Source organism: Streptomyces sp. NRRL B-24085 (assembly GCF_001282115.1).
In the GTDB taxonomy this organism is placed as follows: Bacteria; Actinomycetota; Actinomycetes; order Streptomycetales; family Streptomycetaceae; genus Streptomyces.
The window spans coordinates 1-18830 of sequence record NZ_LJBR01000046.1; the positions used below are offsets into that span (position 1 = coordinate 1).

An 18830-nucleotide genomic window follows, 5' to 3' on the forward strand; every position below is an offset into this window, starting at 1 on the left:
GCCGTCCGGCTCAATGTCGGCAAGCTCGTCGCGGTCGGGGGCAGGGAAGCGTCCTGGCTGCAACTGGGCGCATATAACGAGGGTTCGTGGGGTGAGGAGTCGGTGCACGTGTCCGACGCACAGGCGGCGGTCGACCTGCTGCGCAGTGAGTTGCGCCCGGGAGATGTCGTCCTCGTGAAGGCGTCCCGGTCGGTCGGCCTGGAGAGCGTCGCCCAGGCGCTGCTCGACGCCGAGGGTGAGGTTTCCGCCCGATGATGAAGCAGATCCTGTTCTCAGGAGTCATCGGCCTCTTTCTGACCCTGGTCGGCACCCCGCTGCTGATCAAGCTGCTCGCGCGCAAGGGTTACGGCCAGTACATCCGCGACGACGGCCCACGCGAGCACGCCAGCAAGCGCGGTACGCCCACGATGGGCGGTATCGCCTTCATCCTGGCGACCGTCGCCGCCTACTTCCTGTCCAAGGTCATCACCGGCTACCCGCCCACCTACTCGGGCCTGCTGGTGCTCGGCCTGATGTGCGGCATGGGCCTGGTCGGCTTCCTCGACGACTACATCAAGATCGTCAAGCGGCGTTCGCTGGGCCTGCGGGCCAAGGCGAAGATGGCGGGTCAGCTCATCGTCGGCATCGGCTTCGCGGTGCTCGCGCTGATGTTCCCGGACTCCCACAACAACACCCCGGCCTCGACGCGGCTGTCGTTCATCACCGACTTCGGCTGGAAGATCGGCCCGATCCTGTTCGTGGTCTGGGCGCTGTTCATGATCCTCGCGATGTCGAACGGCGTGAACCTCACCGACGGTCTGGACGGCCTCGCCACCGGCGCCTCCGTGCTCGTCTTCGGTGCCTACACCTTCATCGGCGTCTGGCAGTTCCAGGAGTCCTGCGCCAACGCGCAGACCCTGACCAACCCGAACGCCTGCTACGAGGTGCGCGATCCGCTCGACCTCGCGGTGATCGCCTCCGCGCTGATGGGTGCCTGCCTGGGCTTCCTGTGGTGGAACACCTCGCCGGCCAAGATCTTCATGGGCGACACCGGTTCGCTCGCCCTCGGCGGTGTCCTCACCGGCCTCGCCATCTGCTCCCGCACCGAACTCCTGGTCGCCATCATGGGCGGTCTGTTCGTCCTCATCACCATGTCGGTGGTCATCCAGGTCGGCTCCTTCCGGCTCACCGGGAAGCGCGTCTTCCGCATGGCACCGCTCCAGCACCACTTCGAACTCAAGGGCTGGTCCGAAGTCCTGGTGGTGGTCCGTTTCTGGATCATCCAGGGCATCTGTGTGATCGTCGGCCTGGGCCTCTTCTACGCGGGATGGGCAGCAGAGAAGTGATCGACCTGCAGGGTACGCACGTCACCGTCGCCGGGCTCGGTGTCTCCGGCATCCCGGCGGCCAAGGTGCTGCACGCGCGCGGGGCGCACGTCACGGTCGTCAACGACGGCGACGACGCACGCGCGCGTGAGCAGGCCGCCGAGCTGGAGGCACTGGGCGTCACCGTGCGCCTCGGCGACGGCGCCACCCTGCCCGAGGGCACCGACCTCGTCGTCACCGCGCCGGGCTGGAAGCCGGACAAGCCGCTCTTCACGGCGGCCCGTGCGGCCGGCGTCGAGATCTGGGGCGACGTGGAACTCGCCTGGCGGCTGCGCGGCCCCGACGCGGCCCCCTGGCTCGCGATCACCGGCACCAACGGCAAGACGACCACCACCCAGATGCTGGCCTCGATCCTGAAGGCCGCGGGGCTGCGCACGGCTGCCGTCGGCAACATCGGCGTCTCCGTGCTGGACGCGGTGCTCGGCGACGAGCAGTACGACGTCCTGGCCGTGGAGTTGTCGAGCTATCAGCTCCACTGGGCGCCCTCGGTGCGCGCCCACTCCGCCGCCGTGCTCAACCTCGCCCCCGACCACCTCGACTGGCACGGCTCCATGGAGGCCTACGCCCGCGACAAGGGCCGCGTCTACGAGGGCAATCGGGTCGCCTGCGTCTACAACGTCGCCGACAAGGCCACCGAGGACCTGGTGCGCGAGGCGGACGTCGAGGAGGGCTGCCGGGCGATCGGCTTCACCCTCGGCACCCCCGGGCCGTCCCAACTCGGCGTCGTCGAGGGCATCCTGGTCGACCGGGCCTTCGTGGAGGACCGGCACAAGAACGCCCAGGAGCTCGCCGAGGTCTCCGACGTCAACCCGCCGGCCCCGCACAACATCGCCAACGCCCTTGCCGCGGCGGCCCTCGCACGGGCATTCGGGGTGCCCGCGAGGGCCGTACGGGACGGACTGCGGGACTTCACCCCGGACGCGCACCGCATCGCCCACGTGGCCGACGTCGGCGGGGTCGCCTACGTCGACGACTCCAAGGCCACCAACACCCACGCCGCGGAAGCCTCGTTGGCGGCCTACGAGTCGATCGTGTGGATCGCGGGCGGGCTCGCCAAGGGCGCCACCTTCGACGAACTGGTCGCCAAGTCGGCGAAGCGGCTGCGCGGGGCCGTGCTCATCGGCCAGGACCGCGCCCTGATCCGTGAAGCCCTCGCGCGACACGCCCCGGAAGTACCCGTGGTGGACCTCGACCGGACCGACACTGGGGCGATGCTCGCGGCTGTCCAGGAGGCCTCCCGCCTCGCCGTCGCAGGTGACACGGTGCTGCTGGCCCCGGCCTGTGCCTCGATGGACATGTTCGCCAACTACAACAAGCGCGGTGACGCGTTCGCGGAGGCGGTTCGCGAACTCGGCTCCTGACCGACGTAGCGGAGGCGTTGATGCCCAGTAGCCGTACCGGCAGGCCGCCCGTGCAGCGGGCGTCCCGGCGCCCCGCCGTTCCCCGGCCCTCGCCCGAGAACGCCGTACAGCGGCTCTACACGCGCGCGCGGAAGGCCTGGGACCGGCCGCTGACCGCCTACTACCTGATCCTCGGCGGCAGCCTGCTGATCACGGTGCTCGGTCTGGTGATGGTGTACTCGGCCTCCCAGATCACCGCCCTGCAGATGTCGCTGCCGGGATCCTTCTTCTTCCGCAAGCAGTTCCTGGCCGCCGTCATCGGCACCGTCCTGCTGCTGGTGGCCTCCCGGATGCCGGTCAAGCTGCACCGGGCCCTCGCCTACCCGATCCTCGCGGGCGCGGTCTTCCTGATGGCCCTGGTGCAGGTGCCGGGGATAGGGATGTCGGTCAACGGCAACCAGAACTGGATCTCGCTCGGCGGCTCCTTCCAGATCCAGCCCAGCGAGTTCGGCAAGCTCGCGCTCGTGCTGTGGGCGGCCGACCTGCTCGCCCGCAAGCAGGACAAGAAGCTGCTGACCCAGTGGAAGCACATGCTGGTGCCGCTCGTCCCGGTCGCCTTCCTGCTGCTCGGACTGATCATGCTCGGCGGCGACATGGGCACCGCGATCATCCTGACGGCGATCCTGTTCGGCCTGCTGTGGCTCGCGGGAGCCCCGACCCGGCTGTTCGTCGGGGTGCTGTCGGTCGCCGCGTTCATCGGGTTCGTCCTCATCAAGACCAGCCCCAACCGCATGGCCCGGCTCGCCTGCATCGGCGCCACCGAGCCCAAGGCGGGTGCCGCCGACTGCTGGCAGGCCGTGCACGGCATCTACGCCCTCGCCTCTGGCGGGATCTTCGGCTCCGGGCTCGGCGCGAGTGTGGAAAAATGGGGCCAACTACCCGAAGCCCACACCGACTTCATCTTCGCCGTCACCGGTGAGGAACTGGGCCTCGCGGGGACGCTGTCGGTACTCGCTCTCTTCGCGGCTCTAGGCTATGCGGGTATCCGCGTGGCCGGACGCACGGAGGACCCCTTCGTGAGGTATGCCGCGGGAGGCGTGACCACCTGGATCACCGCTCAGGCGGTGATCAACATCGGTGCGGTGCTCGGTCTGCTGCCGATCGCCGGTGTCCCGCTCCCGCTGTTCTCCTACGGAGGGTCCGCCCTGCTGCCGACCATGTTCGCCATCGGGCTGCTGATCGCGTTCGCGCGTGACGATCCCGCTGCGCGGGCGGCGCTTTCGATGCGGCAACCCCGCTTTGGTAGAAAGCGGGCGGGAGGCGCCGTGCCGGCACGGGGGCCTCGGAGATGGAACACGATGCGACGGCGCGCTCCAACGGCGCGTTCGTCCGGAGAGCGGTGAATTTCGGTGCATGTCGTACTCGCCGGTGGGGGGACCGCCGGCCACATCGAGCCCGCGCTCGCCCTCGCGGACGCCCTGCGCAGGCAGGACCCGACCGTGGGGATCACGGCCCTGGGCACGGAGCGCGGCCTGGAGACCAAGCTCGTCCCGCAGCGCGGCTACGAGCTCGCGCTCATCCCGGCCGTGCCGCTGCCCCGTAAGCCCACCCCCGAGTTGATCACCGTCCCGGGACGGCTGCGCGGCACGATCAAGGCCACCGAGCAGATCCTGGAGCGCACCAAGGCCGACGCCGTCGTCGGCTTCGGCGGCTATGTGGCGCTGCCCGGCTACCTCGCCGCCAAGCGCCTCGGGGTGCCGATCGTGATCCACGAGGCGAACGCCCGCCCCGGCCTCGCCAACAAGATCGGCTCCCGGTACGCCGCCCAGGTCGCCGTCGCGACGCCGGACAGCAAGCTGCGCAACTCCCGGTACATCGGCATCCCGCTGCGCCACACCATCGCCACCCTGGACCGGGCCGCCGCCCGCCCCGAGGCCCGCGCGATGTTCGGCCTCGACCCCAACCTGCCGACGCTGCTGGTCTCCGGCGGCTCGCAGGGCGCCCGGCGCCTCAACGAGGTCGTCCAGCAGGTCGCGCCCTGGCTCCAGCAGGCCGGGATCCAGATCCTGCACGCGGTCGGCCCGAAGAACGAACTGCCGCACGTGCAGCAGATGCCGGGAATGCCCCCCTACATCCCGGTAAGTTACCTGGACCGGATGGACCTCGCGTACGCCGCGGCCGACATGATGCTCTGCCGCGCGGGCGCGATGACTGTCGCCGAACTCTCCGCCGTCGGGCTCCCGGCCGCCTACGTCCCGCTGCCCATCGGCAACGGCGAACAGCGGCTGAACGCCCAGCCGGTGGTCAAGGCCGGCGGCGGACTGCTGGTCGACGACGCGGAACTGACGCCCGACTGGGTACGGGCGAACGTCCTGCCCGTGCTCGCCGATCCGCACCGGCTGTACGAGATGTCCCGCGCCGCCGCCGAGTTCGGCCGCCGGGACGCCGACGACCTGCTCGTCGGCATGGTGTACGAGGCGATCGCCTCGCACCGACGCCAGTAGCCAGGAAGAGGGAGTCGCGTGGCCGGATCGACGACCGCCGAGCGCGGTGACCGCCAGCAGGAGTCGTCCGGCCCGCCTCCCGCCCGGCGGTTGAGGGTGCGTCGGCTTCGTATGATCATCATCCTCGCCGTGGCGCTCGCGTTTCTCTCCGCGGGCGCCTTCGGGCTGTTGTACGGCTCCCAGTGGCTCCGCGTTGAACGCGTGTCGGTCTCGGGAACCCTGGTGCTGACCCCGGAACAGGTCCGGGAGGCTGCGGACGTCCCGGTGGGGTCGCCGTTGATTTCCGTCGACACCGATGCGATCGAGGCGCGACTTCGTCAAAAATTGCCCCGAATCGACACAGTTGACGTCACTCGGTCCTGGCCCCACGGAATCGGGCTGAAAGTGACCGAGCGTACTCCGGTTCTGCTTGTCCAAAAGGGCGGAAACTTTGTCGAAGTGGACGATGAAGGTGTCCGGTTCGCCACGGTTTCCGAGGCGCCGAAAGGCGTCCCCGCACTGGAATTGGCGCTCTCCCGGCCGGACACCCGCGCCGCGAGCCTGCGCCGCTTCGGCGAGGCCCGGCTGGTGCGCGAGGCGGTGCTGGTGGCGGGGGACATCCCGGTCGACGTGGCCCGTGCGACCCGGTCCGTCAAGGTGCGTTCCTACGACGACATCTCGCTGGAGTTGAGGGGCGGTCGGACCGTCTCCTGGGGGAGCAGCGAGAAGGGTGCCGCGAAGGCCCGTACGCTCACCGCTCTCATGAAAGCCGCCCCCGGTGCGCGGCACTTCGACGTCAGCGTTCCCACGGCCCCTGCGTCAGCGGGGAGTTGACGCACATCAGCGCAGGCCAGCACCCTGGTTGGGCACTGCTACGGCTGATCACATAGGGTGAAAAGAAAAACGGGAGGTTCGGCGTGTTCGTTGAACGTGCGCCACTTGTCGACTTAGTGTCCTGTTCAGAAGACTCCAGGGAACAGACACACTGGTAACCCTAAACTTCAGCGTTAGGGTTCGGGTCGGCGCTACGGACCGTCCCATTCGGCATCAGTCGGCGGATCGCGAGGCAGCAGTTGCCTCACCGGTCCGGCGACACGTAACTCGAGGCGAGAGGCCTTCGACGTGGCAGCACCGCAGAACTACCTCGCAGTCATCAAAGTCATCGGTGTCGGCGGCGGTGGTGTCAATGCCATCAACCGGATGATCGAGGTCGGTCTCAAGGGCGTCGAGTTCATCGCCATCAACACCGACGCGCAGGCGCTGTTGATGAGCGACGCCGACGTCAAGCTCGACGTCGGCCGCGAACTCACCCGCGGACTCGGCGCCGGCGCCAACCCGGCCGTCGGCCGCAAGGCCGCCGAGGACCACCGCGAGGAGATCGAGGAGGTCCTCAAGGGGGCCGACATGGTCTTCGTGACGGCCGGTGAAGGCGGCGGCACCGGCACCGGCGGCGCGCCCGTCGTGGCCAACATCGCCCGCTCCCTCGGCGCCCTCACCATCGGCGTGGTCACCCGCCCGTTCACCTTCGAGGGCCGGCGCCGCGCCAACCAGGCCGAGGACGGCATCGCGGAACTCCGCGAAGAGGTCGACACCCTCATCGTCATCCCCAACGATCGGCTGCTGTCCATCTCGGACCGCCAGGTCTCGGTGCTCGACGCCTTCAAGTCGGCCGACCAGGTCCTGCTCTCCGGTGTCCAGGGCATCACCGACCTCATCACCACGCCCGGTCTGATCAACCTCGACTTCGCCGACGTCAAGTCGGTCATGTCCGAGGCCGGTTCGGCCCTCATGGGCATCGGCTCGGCCCGCGGCGACGACCGCGCGGTGGCCGCCGCCGAGATGGCGATCTCCTCGCCGCTCCTGGAGGCGTCCATCGACGGCGCCCGGGGCGTGCTGCTCTCCATCTCCGGCGGCTCCGACCTCGGCCTGTTCGAGATCAACGAAGCCGCCCAGCTGGTCAGCGAGGCCGCCCACCCCGAGGCCAACATCATCTTCGGCGCGGTCATCGACGACGCCCTCGGCGACGAGGTCCGCGTCACCGTGATCGCCGCCGGCTTCGACGGGGGCCAGCCGCCCGCCCGTCGCGAGACGGTCATGGGTTCCTCCTCGGCCGCACCCCGCCGCGAGGAGCCCGCTCCGGCACGGCCCACCGAGAGCCGTCCGTCCTTCGGTTCGCTCGGCAGCGTCACGCCGAAGGAGGACCCGGAGCCCGCGCCCGAGCCGGCCGCCGACCTCCCGGTCGCGCCGCCGGTCCCGCCGTCGCGGAGCTACTCCGACAGCGCGGCCGAGGAGCTGGACGTGCCGGACTTCCTGAAGTGATAGGACAGCGCGAGAGCGTGAGCGGCGCGCACTTCGCCTTCACCGACCGGTGGGGCGGGGTGAGCGCCGCTCCGTATGAGGAGCTCAACCTCGGCGGGGCGGTCGGCGACGACCCCGAGGCCGTACGCACCAACCGTGAACTGGCCGCCAAGTCGCTCGGTCTCGACCCGGCCCGGGTGGTCTGGATGAACCAGGTGCACGGGGCGGACGCCGTGGTGGTCTCGGAACCGTGGGGCGACAAGCCGGTGCCCCGGGTCGACGCGATCGTCACCGCCGAACGCGGTCTCGCCCTCGTCGTCCTCACCGCCGACTGCACCCCGGTGCTGCTCGCCGACCCGGTCGCCGGGATCGTCGCGGCGGCCCACGCCGGCCGGCCCGGCATGGTGGCCGGAGTCGTCCCGGCCGCGCTACGCGCGATGACCGGACTCGGCGCCGATCCCGCCCGGATCGTCGCCCGCACCGGACCCGCCGTGTGCGGCCGGTGCTACGAAGTGCCCGAGGAGATGCGCGCCGAGGTCGCCGCCGTCGAACCCGCGGCGCACGCCGAGACGAGTTGGGGCACTCCGGCGGTCGACGTGACCGCCGGAGTGCACGCCCAGCTCGACCGGCTCGGGGTGCGCGACCGGCGGCAGTCGCCGGAGTGCACGCTGGAGTCGGGCGACCACTTCTCGTACCGCCGCGAGCGCACCACGGGGCGACTCGCGGGATATGTCTGGCTGGACTGATGGGGCATGACGGACCGTAAGGACGAACTCGCCGCGAATCTGGCGAAGGTGGAGGAGCGCATCGCCGCCGCGTGCGCGGCCGCCGGGCGCGGGCGGGAGGAGGTGACCCTCATCGTGGTCACCAAGACCTACCCCGCCAGCGATGTGCGGATCCTCTCCGAGCTCGGCGTACGCCATGTCGCCGAGAACAAGGACCAGGACGCGGCCCCCAAGGCCGCCGAATGCTCGGATCTGCCCCTGACTTGGCACTTCGTTGGCCAATTGCAGACCAACAAAGTGCGATCTGTGGTGGGTTACGCGGATCTCGTGCAGTCCGTCGATCGTTCGAAGTTGGTGACGGCTCTCTCCAAGGAGGCCGTGAAGGCCGGGCGCGAAGTGGGCTGCCTGATCCAGGTCGCCCTCGACGCGGGGTCGAGCGAGCGAGGGGAGCGGGGTGGCGTGGCGCCGGGCGGAATCGAGGAGTTGGCCGGTCTCGTGGCCCGGGCTCCGGGACTGCGGCTCGACGGGTTGATGACCGTCGCTCCGCTCACCGGTGAGTACGCGGGGCGCGAACAGGCGGCGTTCGAGCGGTTGATGGATTTGTCGACCGACCTGCGCCGAGCCCATCCGGCTGCGAACATGGTCTCGGCAGGGATGAGCGCGGACCTCGAGCAGGCCGTGGCGGCAGGAGCGACACATGTGCGCGTCGGCACCGCGGTACTCGGAGTCCGCCCCAGGCTCGGGTAACGTCGCCAGGAAGTCGGACCACAGCAGAAAATATGGTCATTACCGCCGAAAGGCGGTCATAACGACCTCGTGGATCGCGGGCACTTGGCAGTCGTCAGCCGATCCACCACAGAGCGGAGGACTCAGAGAATGGCCGGCGCGATGCGCAAGATGGCGGTCTACCTCGGCCTCGTGGAGGACGATGGGTACGACGGCCGCGGTTTCGACCCCGACGACGACTTCGAACCGGAACTCGACCCGGAGCCCGAGCGGGACCGCCGACGGCACGAGCCGTCTCATCAGTCACATCAGGCACTTCAGCCTGAAAGGGACGAATCGGTCAGAGTGGTGCAGTCCTCGGTGCCGCGCGACCCGGTGCCCCGATCCTCTTCGCTCGCCGCGGAATCGGTGCGTCCCGCGCGCATCGCGCCCGTGGCATCCATCACACAAGAGCGCGCAAGCCTGGAGAAGAACGCACCGGTGATCATGCCCAAGGTCGTGTCGGAACGAGAGCCTTACCGGATCACCACACTTCACCCCCGGACCTACAACGAGGCCCGTACCATCGGGGAACACTTCCGTGAGGGCACCCCGGTGATCATGAATCTGACTGAGATGGATGACACAGACGCCAAGCGACTTGTCGACTTTGCGGCCGGTTTGGTGTTTGGTCTTCACGGCAGCATCGAGCGGGTGACGCAGAAGGTGTTCCTGTTGTCGCCTGCTAACGTCGATGTCACGGCGGAGGACAAGGCCCGCATCGCAGAGGGCGGGTTCTTCAACCAGAGCTGAGAAGCAACAACCGGAACGAAGTACGGAACAGGGGAGAGGGAAAGACAGACCATGAGCGTGTTCGCGCAGGTGATCTACATCGCGCTGATGGTGTTCCTCATCGTGCTCATCTTCCGGTTGGTCATGGACTACGTCTTCCAGTTCGCCCGCTCGTGGCAACCCGGCAAGGCGATGGTGGTCGTTCTGGAGGCCACCTACACTGTCACCGATCCACCGTTGAAGCTTCTGCGGCGGTTCATCCCGCCGCTGCGTCTCGGGGGCGTGGCGCTCGACCTGTCCTTCTTCGTGCTGATGATCATCGTTTACATCCTCATCTCCATCATGGGAAACCTGGCGAGGTGACTGTGGACGATACGGTCTTGCCGACTGCCGATGACTACGTTGAGGTGAAGAGATGCCGTTGACCCCCGAGGACGTGCGGAACAAGCAGTTCACGACCGTCCGCCTCCGAGAAGGCTATGACGAGGACGAGGTCGATGCCTTCCTCGACGAGGTCGAAGCCGAACTGACGCGCCTGCTGCGCGAGAACGAGGACCTGCGCGCCAAGCTGGCCGCGGCGACGCGTGCTGCTGCCCAGAACCAGCAGAACATGCGCAAGCCCCCGGAGCAGGACCAGCAGCAGGGTGGCATGCCCGGACAGGGCATGCCGCAGCAGGGCATGCGTGGGCCCGGTCCCGGCGCTCCCGTTCCGGCCGGCATATCCGGTCCCCCGCAGCAGCAGATGGGCGGCCCCATGGGTGGCCCGCCCCAGCTGCCGAGCGGTGCGCCGCAGCTGCCCGCCGGTCCCGGCGGTGGCCAGGGCGGCCCGCAGGGTCCCGGTCCGATGGGCCAGGGTCCGATGGGTCAGGGCCCGATGGGTCAGGGCACCATGGGCGGTCAGCCGCCCATGCAGCAGATGGGTGGCCCGATGGGCGGCCCCATGGGCGGTCCGATGGGCGGCCCCGGTCAGGGCCCCGGTGGCGACAGCGCCGCCCGTGTCCTCTCGCTGGCCCAGCAGACCGCCGACCAGGCGATCGCCGAGGCCCGTTCCGAGGCCAACAAGATCGTCGGCGAGGCGCGTTCGCGTGCCGAGGGTCTTGAGCGCGACGCCCGTGCCAAGGCCGACGCCCTGGAGCGGGACGCGCAGGAGAAGCACCGCGTCGCGATGGGCTCCCTGGAGTCCGCCCGCGCCACGCTGGAGCGCAAGGTCGAGGACCTGCGCGGCTTCGAGCGCGAGTACCGCACGCGTCTGAAGTCGTACCTCGAGTCGCAGCTGCGTCAGTTGGAGACCCAGGCCGACGACTCGCTGGCGCCGCCGCGCACCCCGGCGACCGCGTCGCTGCCGCCGTCCCCGGCGCCCTCCATGGCTCCGGCCGGTGCGAGCGCGCCGTCGTACGGTGGCAACCAGGGCATGGGCGGCGGTCCTTCGCCGGCCGCTCCGTCCTACGGCGGCCAGCAGCAGATGTCGCCCGCGATGACCCAGCCGATGGCGCCGGTGCGGCCGCAGGGTCCCGGTCCGATGGGGCAGGCTCCCTCGCCCATGCGTGGCTTCCTCATCGACGAGGACGACAACTGACGGCCTCCAGTACGCCTTAGGCGTCGGCAGCGTTCAGGGCGAGACCCCGGATTCCGATCCGGGGTCTCGCCCTTTTACGCGGGTTGATCACCGTCTCACCGGCACGGAGAAGGCCCGGTCCCCACGCGGGACCGGGCCTTCTCCGTCGGTGCTGCGCGGGTTACGCCTTGCGCAGGCGGAACGTCAGGGACAGGCCCTCGTCGGTGAACGGGGTGCCGTAGCTGTCGTCCGCCTCTCCCTGCGCGAAGTCCGTGGCCAGGACCTCGTCGGAGATCAGCCCCGCGTGCTCGCTGAGCGCCGCGATCACCGCCGGGTCCGTGGCCGTCCAGCGCAGGGCGATGCGGTCGGCCACGTCGAGGCCGCTGTTCTTGCGGGCCTCCTGGATCAGGCGGATCGCGTCACGGGCCAGGCCCGCTCGGCGGAGCTCCTCGGTGATCTCCAGGTCCAGGGCGACCGTCGCACCGGAGTCGGACGCCACCGACCAGCCCTCGCGCGGGGTCTCCGTGATGATCACCTCGTCGGGGGCGAGGGTGACCGTCTCGCCGTCGACCTCGACCGACGCCGTGCCCTCGCGCAGGGCGAGGGAGAGCGCGGCCGCGTCGGCGTTCGCGACGGCCTTGGCCACGTCCTGGACGCGCTTGCCGAACCGCTTGCCCAGGGCGCGGAAGTTGGCCTTCGCCGTGGTGTCGACCAGGCTGCCGCCTACCTCGCTGAGGGAGGCCAGGGCGCTCACGTTCAGCTCGTCCGTGATCTGCGCGTGCAGTTCGCGGTCGAGGGCGTCGAAGCCGGTCGCGGCGATGAGCGCCCGGGACAGCGGCTGACGGGTCTTGACGCCCGACTCCGCGCGCGTGGCCCGGCCCAGCTCGACGAGCCGGCGCACCAGGACCATCTGCCGGGACAGCTCCGGGTCGATGGCGGACAGGTCCGCCTCCGGCCACGAGGCCAGGTGCACCGACTCGGGGGCGCCCGGGGTGACCGGCACCACCAGGTCCTGCCAGACCCGCTCGGTGATGAACGGGGTCAGCGGGGCCATCAGTTTGGTGACCGTCTCGACCACCTCGTGCAGGGTGCGCAGCGCGGCCTTGTCGCCCTGCCAGAAGCGGCGCCGGGAGCGGCGGACGTACCAGTTGGACAGGTCGTCGACGAACGCCGACAGGAGCTTGCCGGCGCGCTGGGTGTCGTATGCCTCCAGGGACTGGGTCACCTGGTCGGTCAGCGCGTGCAGTTCGGACAGCAGCCAGCGGTCCAGGACCGGGCGGTCGGCCGGGGCCGGGTCCGCCTCGCTGGGCGCCCAGTTCGACGTACGGGCGTACAGGGCCTGGAAGGCGACCGTGTTCCAGTACGTCAGGAGCGTCTTGCGGACGACCTCCTGGATGGTGCCGTGGCCCACCCGGCGGGCCGCCCAGGGGGAGCCGCCGGCCGCCATGAACCAGCGCACCGCGTCCGCGCCGTGCCGGTCCATCAGCGGGATCGGCTCCAGGGTGTTGCCCAGGTGCTTGGACATCTTGCGGCCGTCCTCGGCGAGGATGTGGCCGAGGCAGACGACGTTCTCGTACGACGACTTGTCGAAGACCAGGGTGCCGACGGCCATCAGCGTGTAGAACCAGCCGCGCGTCTGGTCGATGGCCTCGGAGATGAACTGCGCCGGGTAGCGGGACTCGAAGAGTTCCTTGTTCTTGTACGGGTAGCCCCACTGCGCGAACGGCATCGAACCCGAGTCGTACCAGGCGTCGATGACCTCCGGCACGCGCGTGGCCGTCTTCTGGCACTGCGGGCAGGCGAAGGTGACGTCGTCGATGAACGGGCGGTGCGGGTCCAGCTCGGAGTGGTCCGTGCCGCTCAGCTCGGTGAGCTCGGCGCGGGAGCCGACGACCGTGAGGTGGTCGTCCTCGCAGCGCCAGATCGGCAGCGGGGTGCCCCAGTAGCGGTTGCGCGACAGCGCCCAGTCGATGTTGTTCTGGAGCCAGTCGCCGAAGCGGCCGTGCTTCACCGTCTCCGGGAACCAGTTGGTGTTCTCGTTCTCCTGGAGGAGGCGGTCCTTGGCGGCGGTGGTGCGGATGTACCAGGACGGCTGCGCGTAGTAGAGGAGCGCGGTGTGGCAGCGCCAGCAGTGCGGGTAGCTGTGCTCGTACGGGATGTGCCGGAAGAGGAGGCCGCGCTGCTGGAGGTCCTCGGTGAGCTTTTCGTCCGCCTTCTTGAAGAAGACGCCGCCGACGAGGGGGACGTCCTCCTCGAAGGTGCCGTCGGGGCGGACCGGGTTCACCACGGGCAGGCCGTAGGCGCGGCAGACCTTGAGGTCGTCCTCACCGAAGGCGGGGGACTGGTGGACCAGACCGGTACCGTCCTCGGTCGTGACGTACTCGGCGTTGACCACGTAATGGGCCGGCTCCGGGAACTCCACGAGCTCGAACGGACGTTGATAGGTCCAGCGCTCCATCTCGGCGCCGGTGAAGGACCGGCCGGTGGTCTCCCAGCCCTCGCCGAGCGCCTTGGCGAGCAGCGGCTCGGCGACGACGAGCTTCTCCTCGCCGTCGGTCGCGACGACGTAGGTGACCTCCGGGTGCGCGGCGACCGCCGTGTTGGACACCAGGGTCCAGGGGGTGGTCGTCCACACCAGGAGCGCTGCCTCGCCGGCGAGCGGACCGGAGGTGAGCGGGAAACGGACGTACACGGACGGGTCCACGACCGTCTCGTAGCCCTGCGCCAGCTCGTGGTCCGAGAGGCCGGTGCCGCAGCGCGGACACCAGGGGGCGACACGGTGGTCCTGGACCAGCAGGCCCTTGTTGAAGATCACCTTCAGCGACCACCAGACCGACTCGATGTACTCCGGGTCCATCGTGCGGTACGGGTCCTGGAGGTCGGTCCAGTAGCCCATGCGGGTCGTGAGCGCCTCGAAGGCGTCGGTGTGGCGGGTCACGGACTCGCGGCACTTGGCGTTGAACTCGGCGATGCCGTACGCCTCGATGTCCTTCTTGCCGCTGAAGCCGAGCTCCTTCTCGACCGCCAGCTCCACCGGGAGGCCGTGGCAGTCCCAGCCGGCCTTGCGCGCCACGTGGTAGCCGCGCATGGTGCGGAAGCGGGGGAAGACGTCCTTGAAGACGCGGGCCTCGATGTGGTGGGCGCCCGGCATGCCGTTGGCGGTGGGCGGACCCTCGTAGAACACCCACTCGGGGCGGCCCTCGGACTGCTCCAGGGTCTTGGCGAAGATCTTCTGCTCGCGCCAGAAGTCGAGCACCGCGTGCTCGAGCGCGGGCAGGTCGACCTGGGCGGGCACCTGGCGGTACTGCGTCATCAGTCTTCCTCCGGCGGATGTGCTGCCTTCCGTCCGGAGGGACGAGAGCCGTGTCTTTCCGTACGCCGGTTTCGGCGCGCTCCCGCGGTACCACCCTCCTTGGCCCGCCGACGCGTGGTGTGCGTCGGTGGACCCCCTCATTGGGGTCGCGATGCCGGGTCTACGCCCCCTGCCGGGGGTTCTTCCGGCGGCTCCGGGGTGATCTTCACGTCGCGCTCGCCCCCGGGCTTCCACCGTCCCCGGGTCGCTCTGGGCTGCGTACGCCGCTACTCGTCCCCATCCACGCTTTTCGCTCCGCCCAGTGTACGGCGCCCCGGGGACAGCGGCCGACCGGTTTTCCCGGGCCCGGTGCGGCGGCTGTCGCGGGGGCCGGGGTGACCCGAATGGAGCGGCACGGCTGTTCGGATTCCGGGACGGACGGTCCGGCGGATTACCCGGCGGGGAGCTGGGCACAACGCATGCATGCTTCCCGCCCCGCGCGCGTGGGGCGGGCGGATCGGGCGGCGTGCCCCGTTGCCGCGGGACTCAAGTCGATTTATCGTCCCAGCACGATTCGCGAGCAAGATCACAATATGTGAAGGGGCCGCGGCATGGTGGCTAAGAAGACCGCCGTACAGCAGTCGGCGTCGGGCCGGTCCACCCATGCCCGTGCCTCCGGTGGCGAGGCCAAGGGCGCGGGCGGGAAGAAGAGCACGCGCGGGGTGTCGTCCGGGGCGTCAGCGTCCTCCACGTCCGCCACGTCCTCCGGCAAGGGGGTGGCGGCCAAGGCCGTGAAGGCGGTCGGCGCGGCGGCGAAGAACGTGGCGAAGAAGGCCGCGGTGAAGAGCACGCGCGCGCGGGCCGATCGGGAGGGCACGCGGGCGCGTGCCGAGGCCGGGGACGCGCGTGCGGGTGCCGAGGCTGAGGGCACGCGTGCGGGTGCCGAGAAGGCCGGGGCGAAGAAGGTGGCGGCCCGGAAGGCCAGTGGCGCCGGGAAGGCCGCCGCTTCCAGGGCGGCTCCCGGTGGCCGGGCGGCTGCGGAGGAGGAGGCCTCGGCCGGGAGACCGGCGGGCGAGCCGCAGGTCGGCGGGGCGACGGAGGCCACCAAGGGCGTCGGCAAGGCCTCGGTCACCAAGCAGAGCGCGGCCGCGAAGAAAACGGCCGCGAAGAAAACGGCCACCAAGAAGGCGGCCGACAAGAGCGAGGCCGGCAAGAAGGCGGTCACGAAGCGGGCGGCGGGAGCGAAGAAGACGGCGGCGGCAGCGAAGCAGGCAGCCGGCAAGAAGGCGGCCGGCACAAAGGCGGCAGGCACGAAGGCAGCCGGCAAGAAGGCGGTCGGTGAGAAGGCTGCGGTTGCCGAGGGGGCGGGCAGGAAGGCGGGAGCTGCGCAGTCGGCGGCTGTCGAGGAGCCCGCTGCCGAGGAGCCGGTCGCCGGGAAGGCCCCAGCGGCCAAGAAGGCGGTCCGTGAGAAGGCTGCGGTTGCCGAGGGGGCGGGTAAGGAGGCCGGGGTCGCGGAGTCGGCGGGTGCCGAGCAGCCGGTCGCCGGGCAGGCCGCCGTCGGCAAGAGGACCGCGGCCACGAAGAAGAAGGCGGTCACCGGGAAGAGCGCGGCCAAGAGCACGGCCGCGCCGAAGAGTACGGCCAGGAGCGCAGCCAGGAGCACGGCTGCGACGAAGGTCGCGGGGAAGAAGACGGCCGTGGAGGACACCGCGGTCGAGGAGACGGTCGCCACGGAGGCCGGTGTCCCGCAGGGGGACGCCGGGCAGGGCACCTCCGGGAAGAACACCCCCACGAAGAGGGCGGCCGGCAAGAGCACGGCCCACAAGGCGGGCGCGGCCGAGGCCGCGAAGCAGACGGGAGCCACGACGGTGGTTGCGAAGAAGACCCCTGGCACGGCCACAGCGGCGAAGACCGCCCTACCCAACGCGCGCGTCGCCGCGGCGGAGCCCGGCGAACTGGCGGTGCGCCCGGGTGAGGACCCGTGGACGCCCGAAGAGGTCGCGGAGGCCCGCGCGGAGCTGACGGCCGAGGCTCTGCGGCTGCGCACCGAGATCTCCACGTCCGAGGAGTCCCTGGTGGGACTCATGCGGGACTCCGGGGACGGCGCGGGCGACGACCAGGCCGACACCGGCACGAAGAACATCACGCGCGAGCACGAGATGGCCCTCGCGGCCAACGCGCGCGAGATGCTCCTCCAGACCGAGCGCGCCCTGGGACGCCTCGACGCCGGCACCTACGGCCTGTGCGAGAACTGCGGCAACCCCATCGGCAAGGCACGCATGCAGGCCTTCCCGCGCGCGACCCTGTGCGTGGAGTGCAAGCAGAAGCAGGAACGCCGGTACTGAGGGTGCCCGGGGGCGTGTCGTACCCTCGTCCTCAGTCAGGTACCTAGGTCGAGGGACTCACGTGGCAGAGGCGGAGCGCATCATCGGTACGCCGGACACCCCAGAGGCGGGGGCCGAGCCGGAGCAGGACCGGACGGCGAGGCCCCGGGGCAGGCGGCGTATCGCCGTGCTGTTCACGGTGGCCGCCTTCGCCTACGCCCTCGACCTGGTCAGCAAGATGATCGTGGTCGCCAAGCTGGAGCACCACGAACCGATCGAGATCATCGGGGACTGGCTGAAGTTCGAGGCGATCCGCAACGCGGGCGCGGCCTTCGGCTTCGGTGAGGCCTTCACGGTGATCTTCACGGTGATCGCGGCGGCGGTGATCGTGGTCATCGCCCGGCTCGCCCGCAAGCTCTACAGCCTTCCCTGGGCGATCGCGCTCGGGCTGCTGCTCGGCGGCGCGCTCGGCAATCTCACCGACCGGCTCTTCCGCTCGCCCGGCGTCTTCGAGGGCGCGGTCGTCGACTTCATCGCGCCCAAGCACTTCGCGGTCTTCAACCTCGCCGACTCGGCGATCGTGTGCGGCGGCATCCTGATCGTGCTGCTGTCCTTCAGGGGCCTGGACCCGGACGGGACCGTCCACAAGGACTGAGCCCGGGTTTTCCACAGGCTCGTTCGGGCCGGTCTCACCCGTCCGGCATACTCGACGGGTGAGCACCATTCCCGAGATCCGTACCCTGCCCGTGCCCGACGGTCTGGAGGGCGAGCGCGTCGACGCCGCCATCTCCCGCATGTTCGGCTTCTCCCGCACCAAGGCGGCCGAGCTCGCCGCCTCGGGGAAGGTCACGGTCGACGGGTCGGTGGTCGGGAAGTCCGAGCGGGTGCACGGCGGGGCCTGGCTGGAGGTCGAGATGCCGCAGGCGCCCGCGCCCGTGCAGATCGTCGCCGAGCCGGTCGAGGGCATGGAGATCGTCCATGACGACGACGACGTGGTCGTGATCGTCAAGCCGGTCGGCGTGGCCGCCCACCCCTCGCCGGGCTGGACCGGGACCACCGTGATCGGTGGGCTCGCCGCCGCCGGGTACCGCATCTCCACCTCCGGTGCCGCCGAGCGCCAGGGCATCGTGCACCGGCTCGACGTGGGCACCTCGGGGCTGATGGTCGTGGCCAAGTCGGAGCGGGCGTACACCTCGCTCAAGCGCCAGTTCAAGGAGCGCACGGTCGACAAGCGGTACCACACGCTCGTCCAGGGCCACCCGGACCCGACCAGCGGCACCATCGACGCGCCCATCGGCCGGCACCCGAACCACGACTACAAGTGGGCGGTCACCGCCGAGGGCAAGCCGTCCGTCACGCACTACGACCTCATCGAGGCGTTCCGCGCGGCCTCCCTGCTCGACGTGAAGCTGGAGACCGGGCGCACCCACCAGATCCGCGTCCACATGGCGGCCCACCGCCACCCCTGCGTCGGCGACCTGACGTACGGCGCCGACCCGACGCTCGCCAAGCGGCTGCGGCTGACCCGGCAGTGGCTGCACGCGGTCCGGCTCGGCTTCGAGCACCCCGGGGACGGGGAGTGGGTGGAGTTCGCGAGCGACTACCCGGCGGACCTCCAGCAGGCCCTGGACCTGGTGCGTGAGGAGACCTACGGGTGAGCACGCACGCGTACGAGGTGCGGGTGGCCGAGGATCCCGCCGACCGCGAGGCGTGCTTCAGGGTGCGCAAGGAGGTCTTCGTCGGCGAGCAGGGCGTGCCCGAGGACATCGAGTACGACGCCTACGACGCCGTCGCCGTGCATGTGCTGGCAGTGCGGGAGGACGGGGTGCCGCTCGGGACCGGGCGGCTGCTGTCCGGTGACGCGGCGGCCGGGAAGACCGGCGGTGACCCCTCGGTGGGGTCGCTGGGGCGGCTCGCGGTGACACAGGCGGCGCGGGGGCTCGGGGTGGGGG

The 18830-nt window shown here is 70.2% G+C and carries 16 protein-coding genes and 1 pseudogene; 16 read left to right on the forward strand and 1 reads right to left on the reverse strand.

The annotated features are described in order from the left end of the window. The 12 genes and pseudogenes from AOJ26_RS07085 to AOJ26_RS07140 form a co-directional block, all read left to right on the forward strand. Positions 1 to 255: pseudogene (locus AOJ26_RS07085) on the forward strand (UDP-N-acetylmuramoyl-tripeptide--D-alanyl-D-alanine ligase); the annotation flags it as partial. Continuing rightward, positions 252 to 1325, forward strand: a complete 1074-nt coding sequence (mraY, locus tag AOJ26_RS07090; protein WP_053847326.1) for a phospho-N-acetylmuramoyl-pentapeptide-transferase — start codon at positions 252 to 254, stop codon at positions 1323 to 1325. The pseudogene AOJ26_RS07085 and the gene mraY, both read left to right, overlap by 4 nt. Then, positions 1307 to 2725 carry a UDP-N-acetylmuramoyl-L-alanine--D-glutamate ligase gene (gene murD, locus AOJ26_RS07095; protein ID WP_053847327.1) on the forward strand — a complete coding sequence of 473 codons (1419 nt, stop codon included), beginning with the start codon at positions 1307 to 1309 and terminating at the stop codon, positions 2723 to 2725. The genes mraY and murD overlap by 19 nt, the downstream gene beginning before the upstream one ends. A gap of 20 nt (positions 2726 to 2745) precedes the next feature. Further along, positions 2746 to 4107 carry a putative lipid II flippase FtsW gene (gene ftsW, locus AOJ26_RS07100; protein ID WP_053847328.1) on the forward strand — a complete coding sequence of 454 codons (1362 nt, stop codon included), beginning with the start codon at positions 2746 to 2748 and terminating at the stop codon, positions 4105 to 4107. 6 nt (positions 4108 to 4113) lie between these two features. Further along, a complete protein-coding gene (murG, locus tag AOJ26_RS07105) occupies positions 4114 to 5208 on the forward strand; it encodes an undecaprenyldiphospho-muramoylpentapeptide beta-N-acetylglucosaminyltransferase (RefSeq protein WP_053847329.1) in 1095 nt (364 codons plus the stop codon). Between the two features lie 18 nt (positions 5209 to 5226). Further along, a complete protein-coding gene (locus AOJ26_RS07110) occupies positions 5227 to 6021 on the forward strand; it encodes a cell division protein FtsQ/DivIB (protein WP_053847330.1) in 795 nt (264 codons plus the stop codon). A gap of 288 nt (positions 6022 to 6309) precedes the next feature. After that, the gene (ftsZ, locus tag AOJ26_RS07115) at positions 6310 to 7506 is read left to right on the forward strand and encodes a cell division protein FtsZ (protein WP_053847331.1); all 1197 of its coding nucleotides are present in this window, start codon (positions 6310 to 6312) and stop codon (positions 7504 to 7506) included. Beyond that, positions 7503 to 8231 carry a peptidoglycan editing factor PgeF gene (pgeF, locus tag AOJ26_RS07120; RefSeq protein ID WP_053847332.1) on the forward strand — a complete coding sequence of 243 codons (729 nt, stop codon included), beginning with the start codon at positions 7503 to 7505 and terminating at the stop codon, positions 8229 to 8231. Before ftsZ ends, pgeF begins: the two co-directional genes overlap by 4 nt. A 6-nt stretch (positions 8232 to 8237) precedes the next feature. After that, complete coding sequence (locus tag AOJ26_RS07125; protein ID WP_053847333.1) at positions 8238 to 8957, forward strand: YggS family pyridoxal phosphate-dependent enzyme; 720 nt, start codon at positions 8238 to 8240, stop codon at positions 8955 to 8957. Between the two features lie 129 nt (positions 8958 to 9086). Beyond that, the gene (locus tag AOJ26_RS07130) at positions 9087 to 9728 is read left to right on the forward strand and encodes a cell division protein SepF (protein WP_007381413.1); all 642 of its coding nucleotides are present in this window, start codon (positions 9087 to 9089) and stop codon (positions 9726 to 9728) included. Positions 9729 to 9779: 51 nt separating this feature from the next. Further along, positions 9780 to 10070, forward strand: a complete 291-nt coding sequence (locus AOJ26_RS07135) for a YggT family protein (RefSeq protein ID WP_053847334.1) — start codon at positions 9780 to 9782, stop codon at positions 10068 to 10070. A gap of 52 nt (positions 10071 to 10122) precedes the next feature. Then, complete coding sequence (locus AOJ26_RS07140) at positions 10123 to 11283, forward strand: DivIVA domain-containing protein (RefSeq protein WP_053847335.1); 1161 nt, start codon at positions 10123 to 10125, stop codon at positions 11281 to 11283. Between the two features lie 160 nt (positions 11284 to 11443). Here AOJ26_RS07140 and ileS read toward each other — a convergent pair whose 3' ends face one another. Further along, positions 11444 to 14575, reverse strand: coding sequence for an isoleucine--tRNA ligase (gene ileS / locus AOJ26_RS07145; protein WP_053847336.1), 3132 nt, complete (start codon positions 14573 to 14575; stop codon positions 11444 to 11446). Positions 14576 to 15165: 590 nt separating this feature from the next. Here ileS and AOJ26_RS07155 point away from each other — a divergent pair. The 4 genes from AOJ26_RS07155 to AOJ26_RS07170 form a co-directional block, all read left to right on the forward strand. Then, positions 15166 to 16899 (forward strand): TraR/DksA family transcriptional regulator, encoded by a 1734-nt coding sequence (locus tag AOJ26_RS07155; protein WP_234358479.1) that lies wholly within the window; start codon positions 15166 to 15168, stop codon positions 16897 to 16899. A 61-nt stretch (positions 16900 to 16960) separates the two neighbouring features. Next, positions 16961 to 17533: a signal peptidase II gene (gene lspA / locus AOJ26_RS07160; RefSeq protein WP_053847338.1), complete on the forward strand. Its 573-nt coding sequence runs from the start codon at positions 16961 to 16963 to the stop codon at positions 17531 to 17533. Positions 17534 to 17591: 58 nt separating this feature from the next. Then, a complete protein-coding gene (locus AOJ26_RS07165; RefSeq protein WP_053847339.1) occupies positions 17592 to 18536 on the forward strand; it encodes an RluA family pseudouridine synthase in 945 nt (314 codons plus the stop codon). After that, positions 18533 to 18830, forward strand: a 298-nt coding sequence (locus AOJ26_RS07170; protein ID WP_159044223.1) for a GNAT family N-acetyltransferase, incomplete at its 3' end; no start/stop codon positions are given. The genes AOJ26_RS07165 and AOJ26_RS07170, both read left to right, overlap by 4 nt.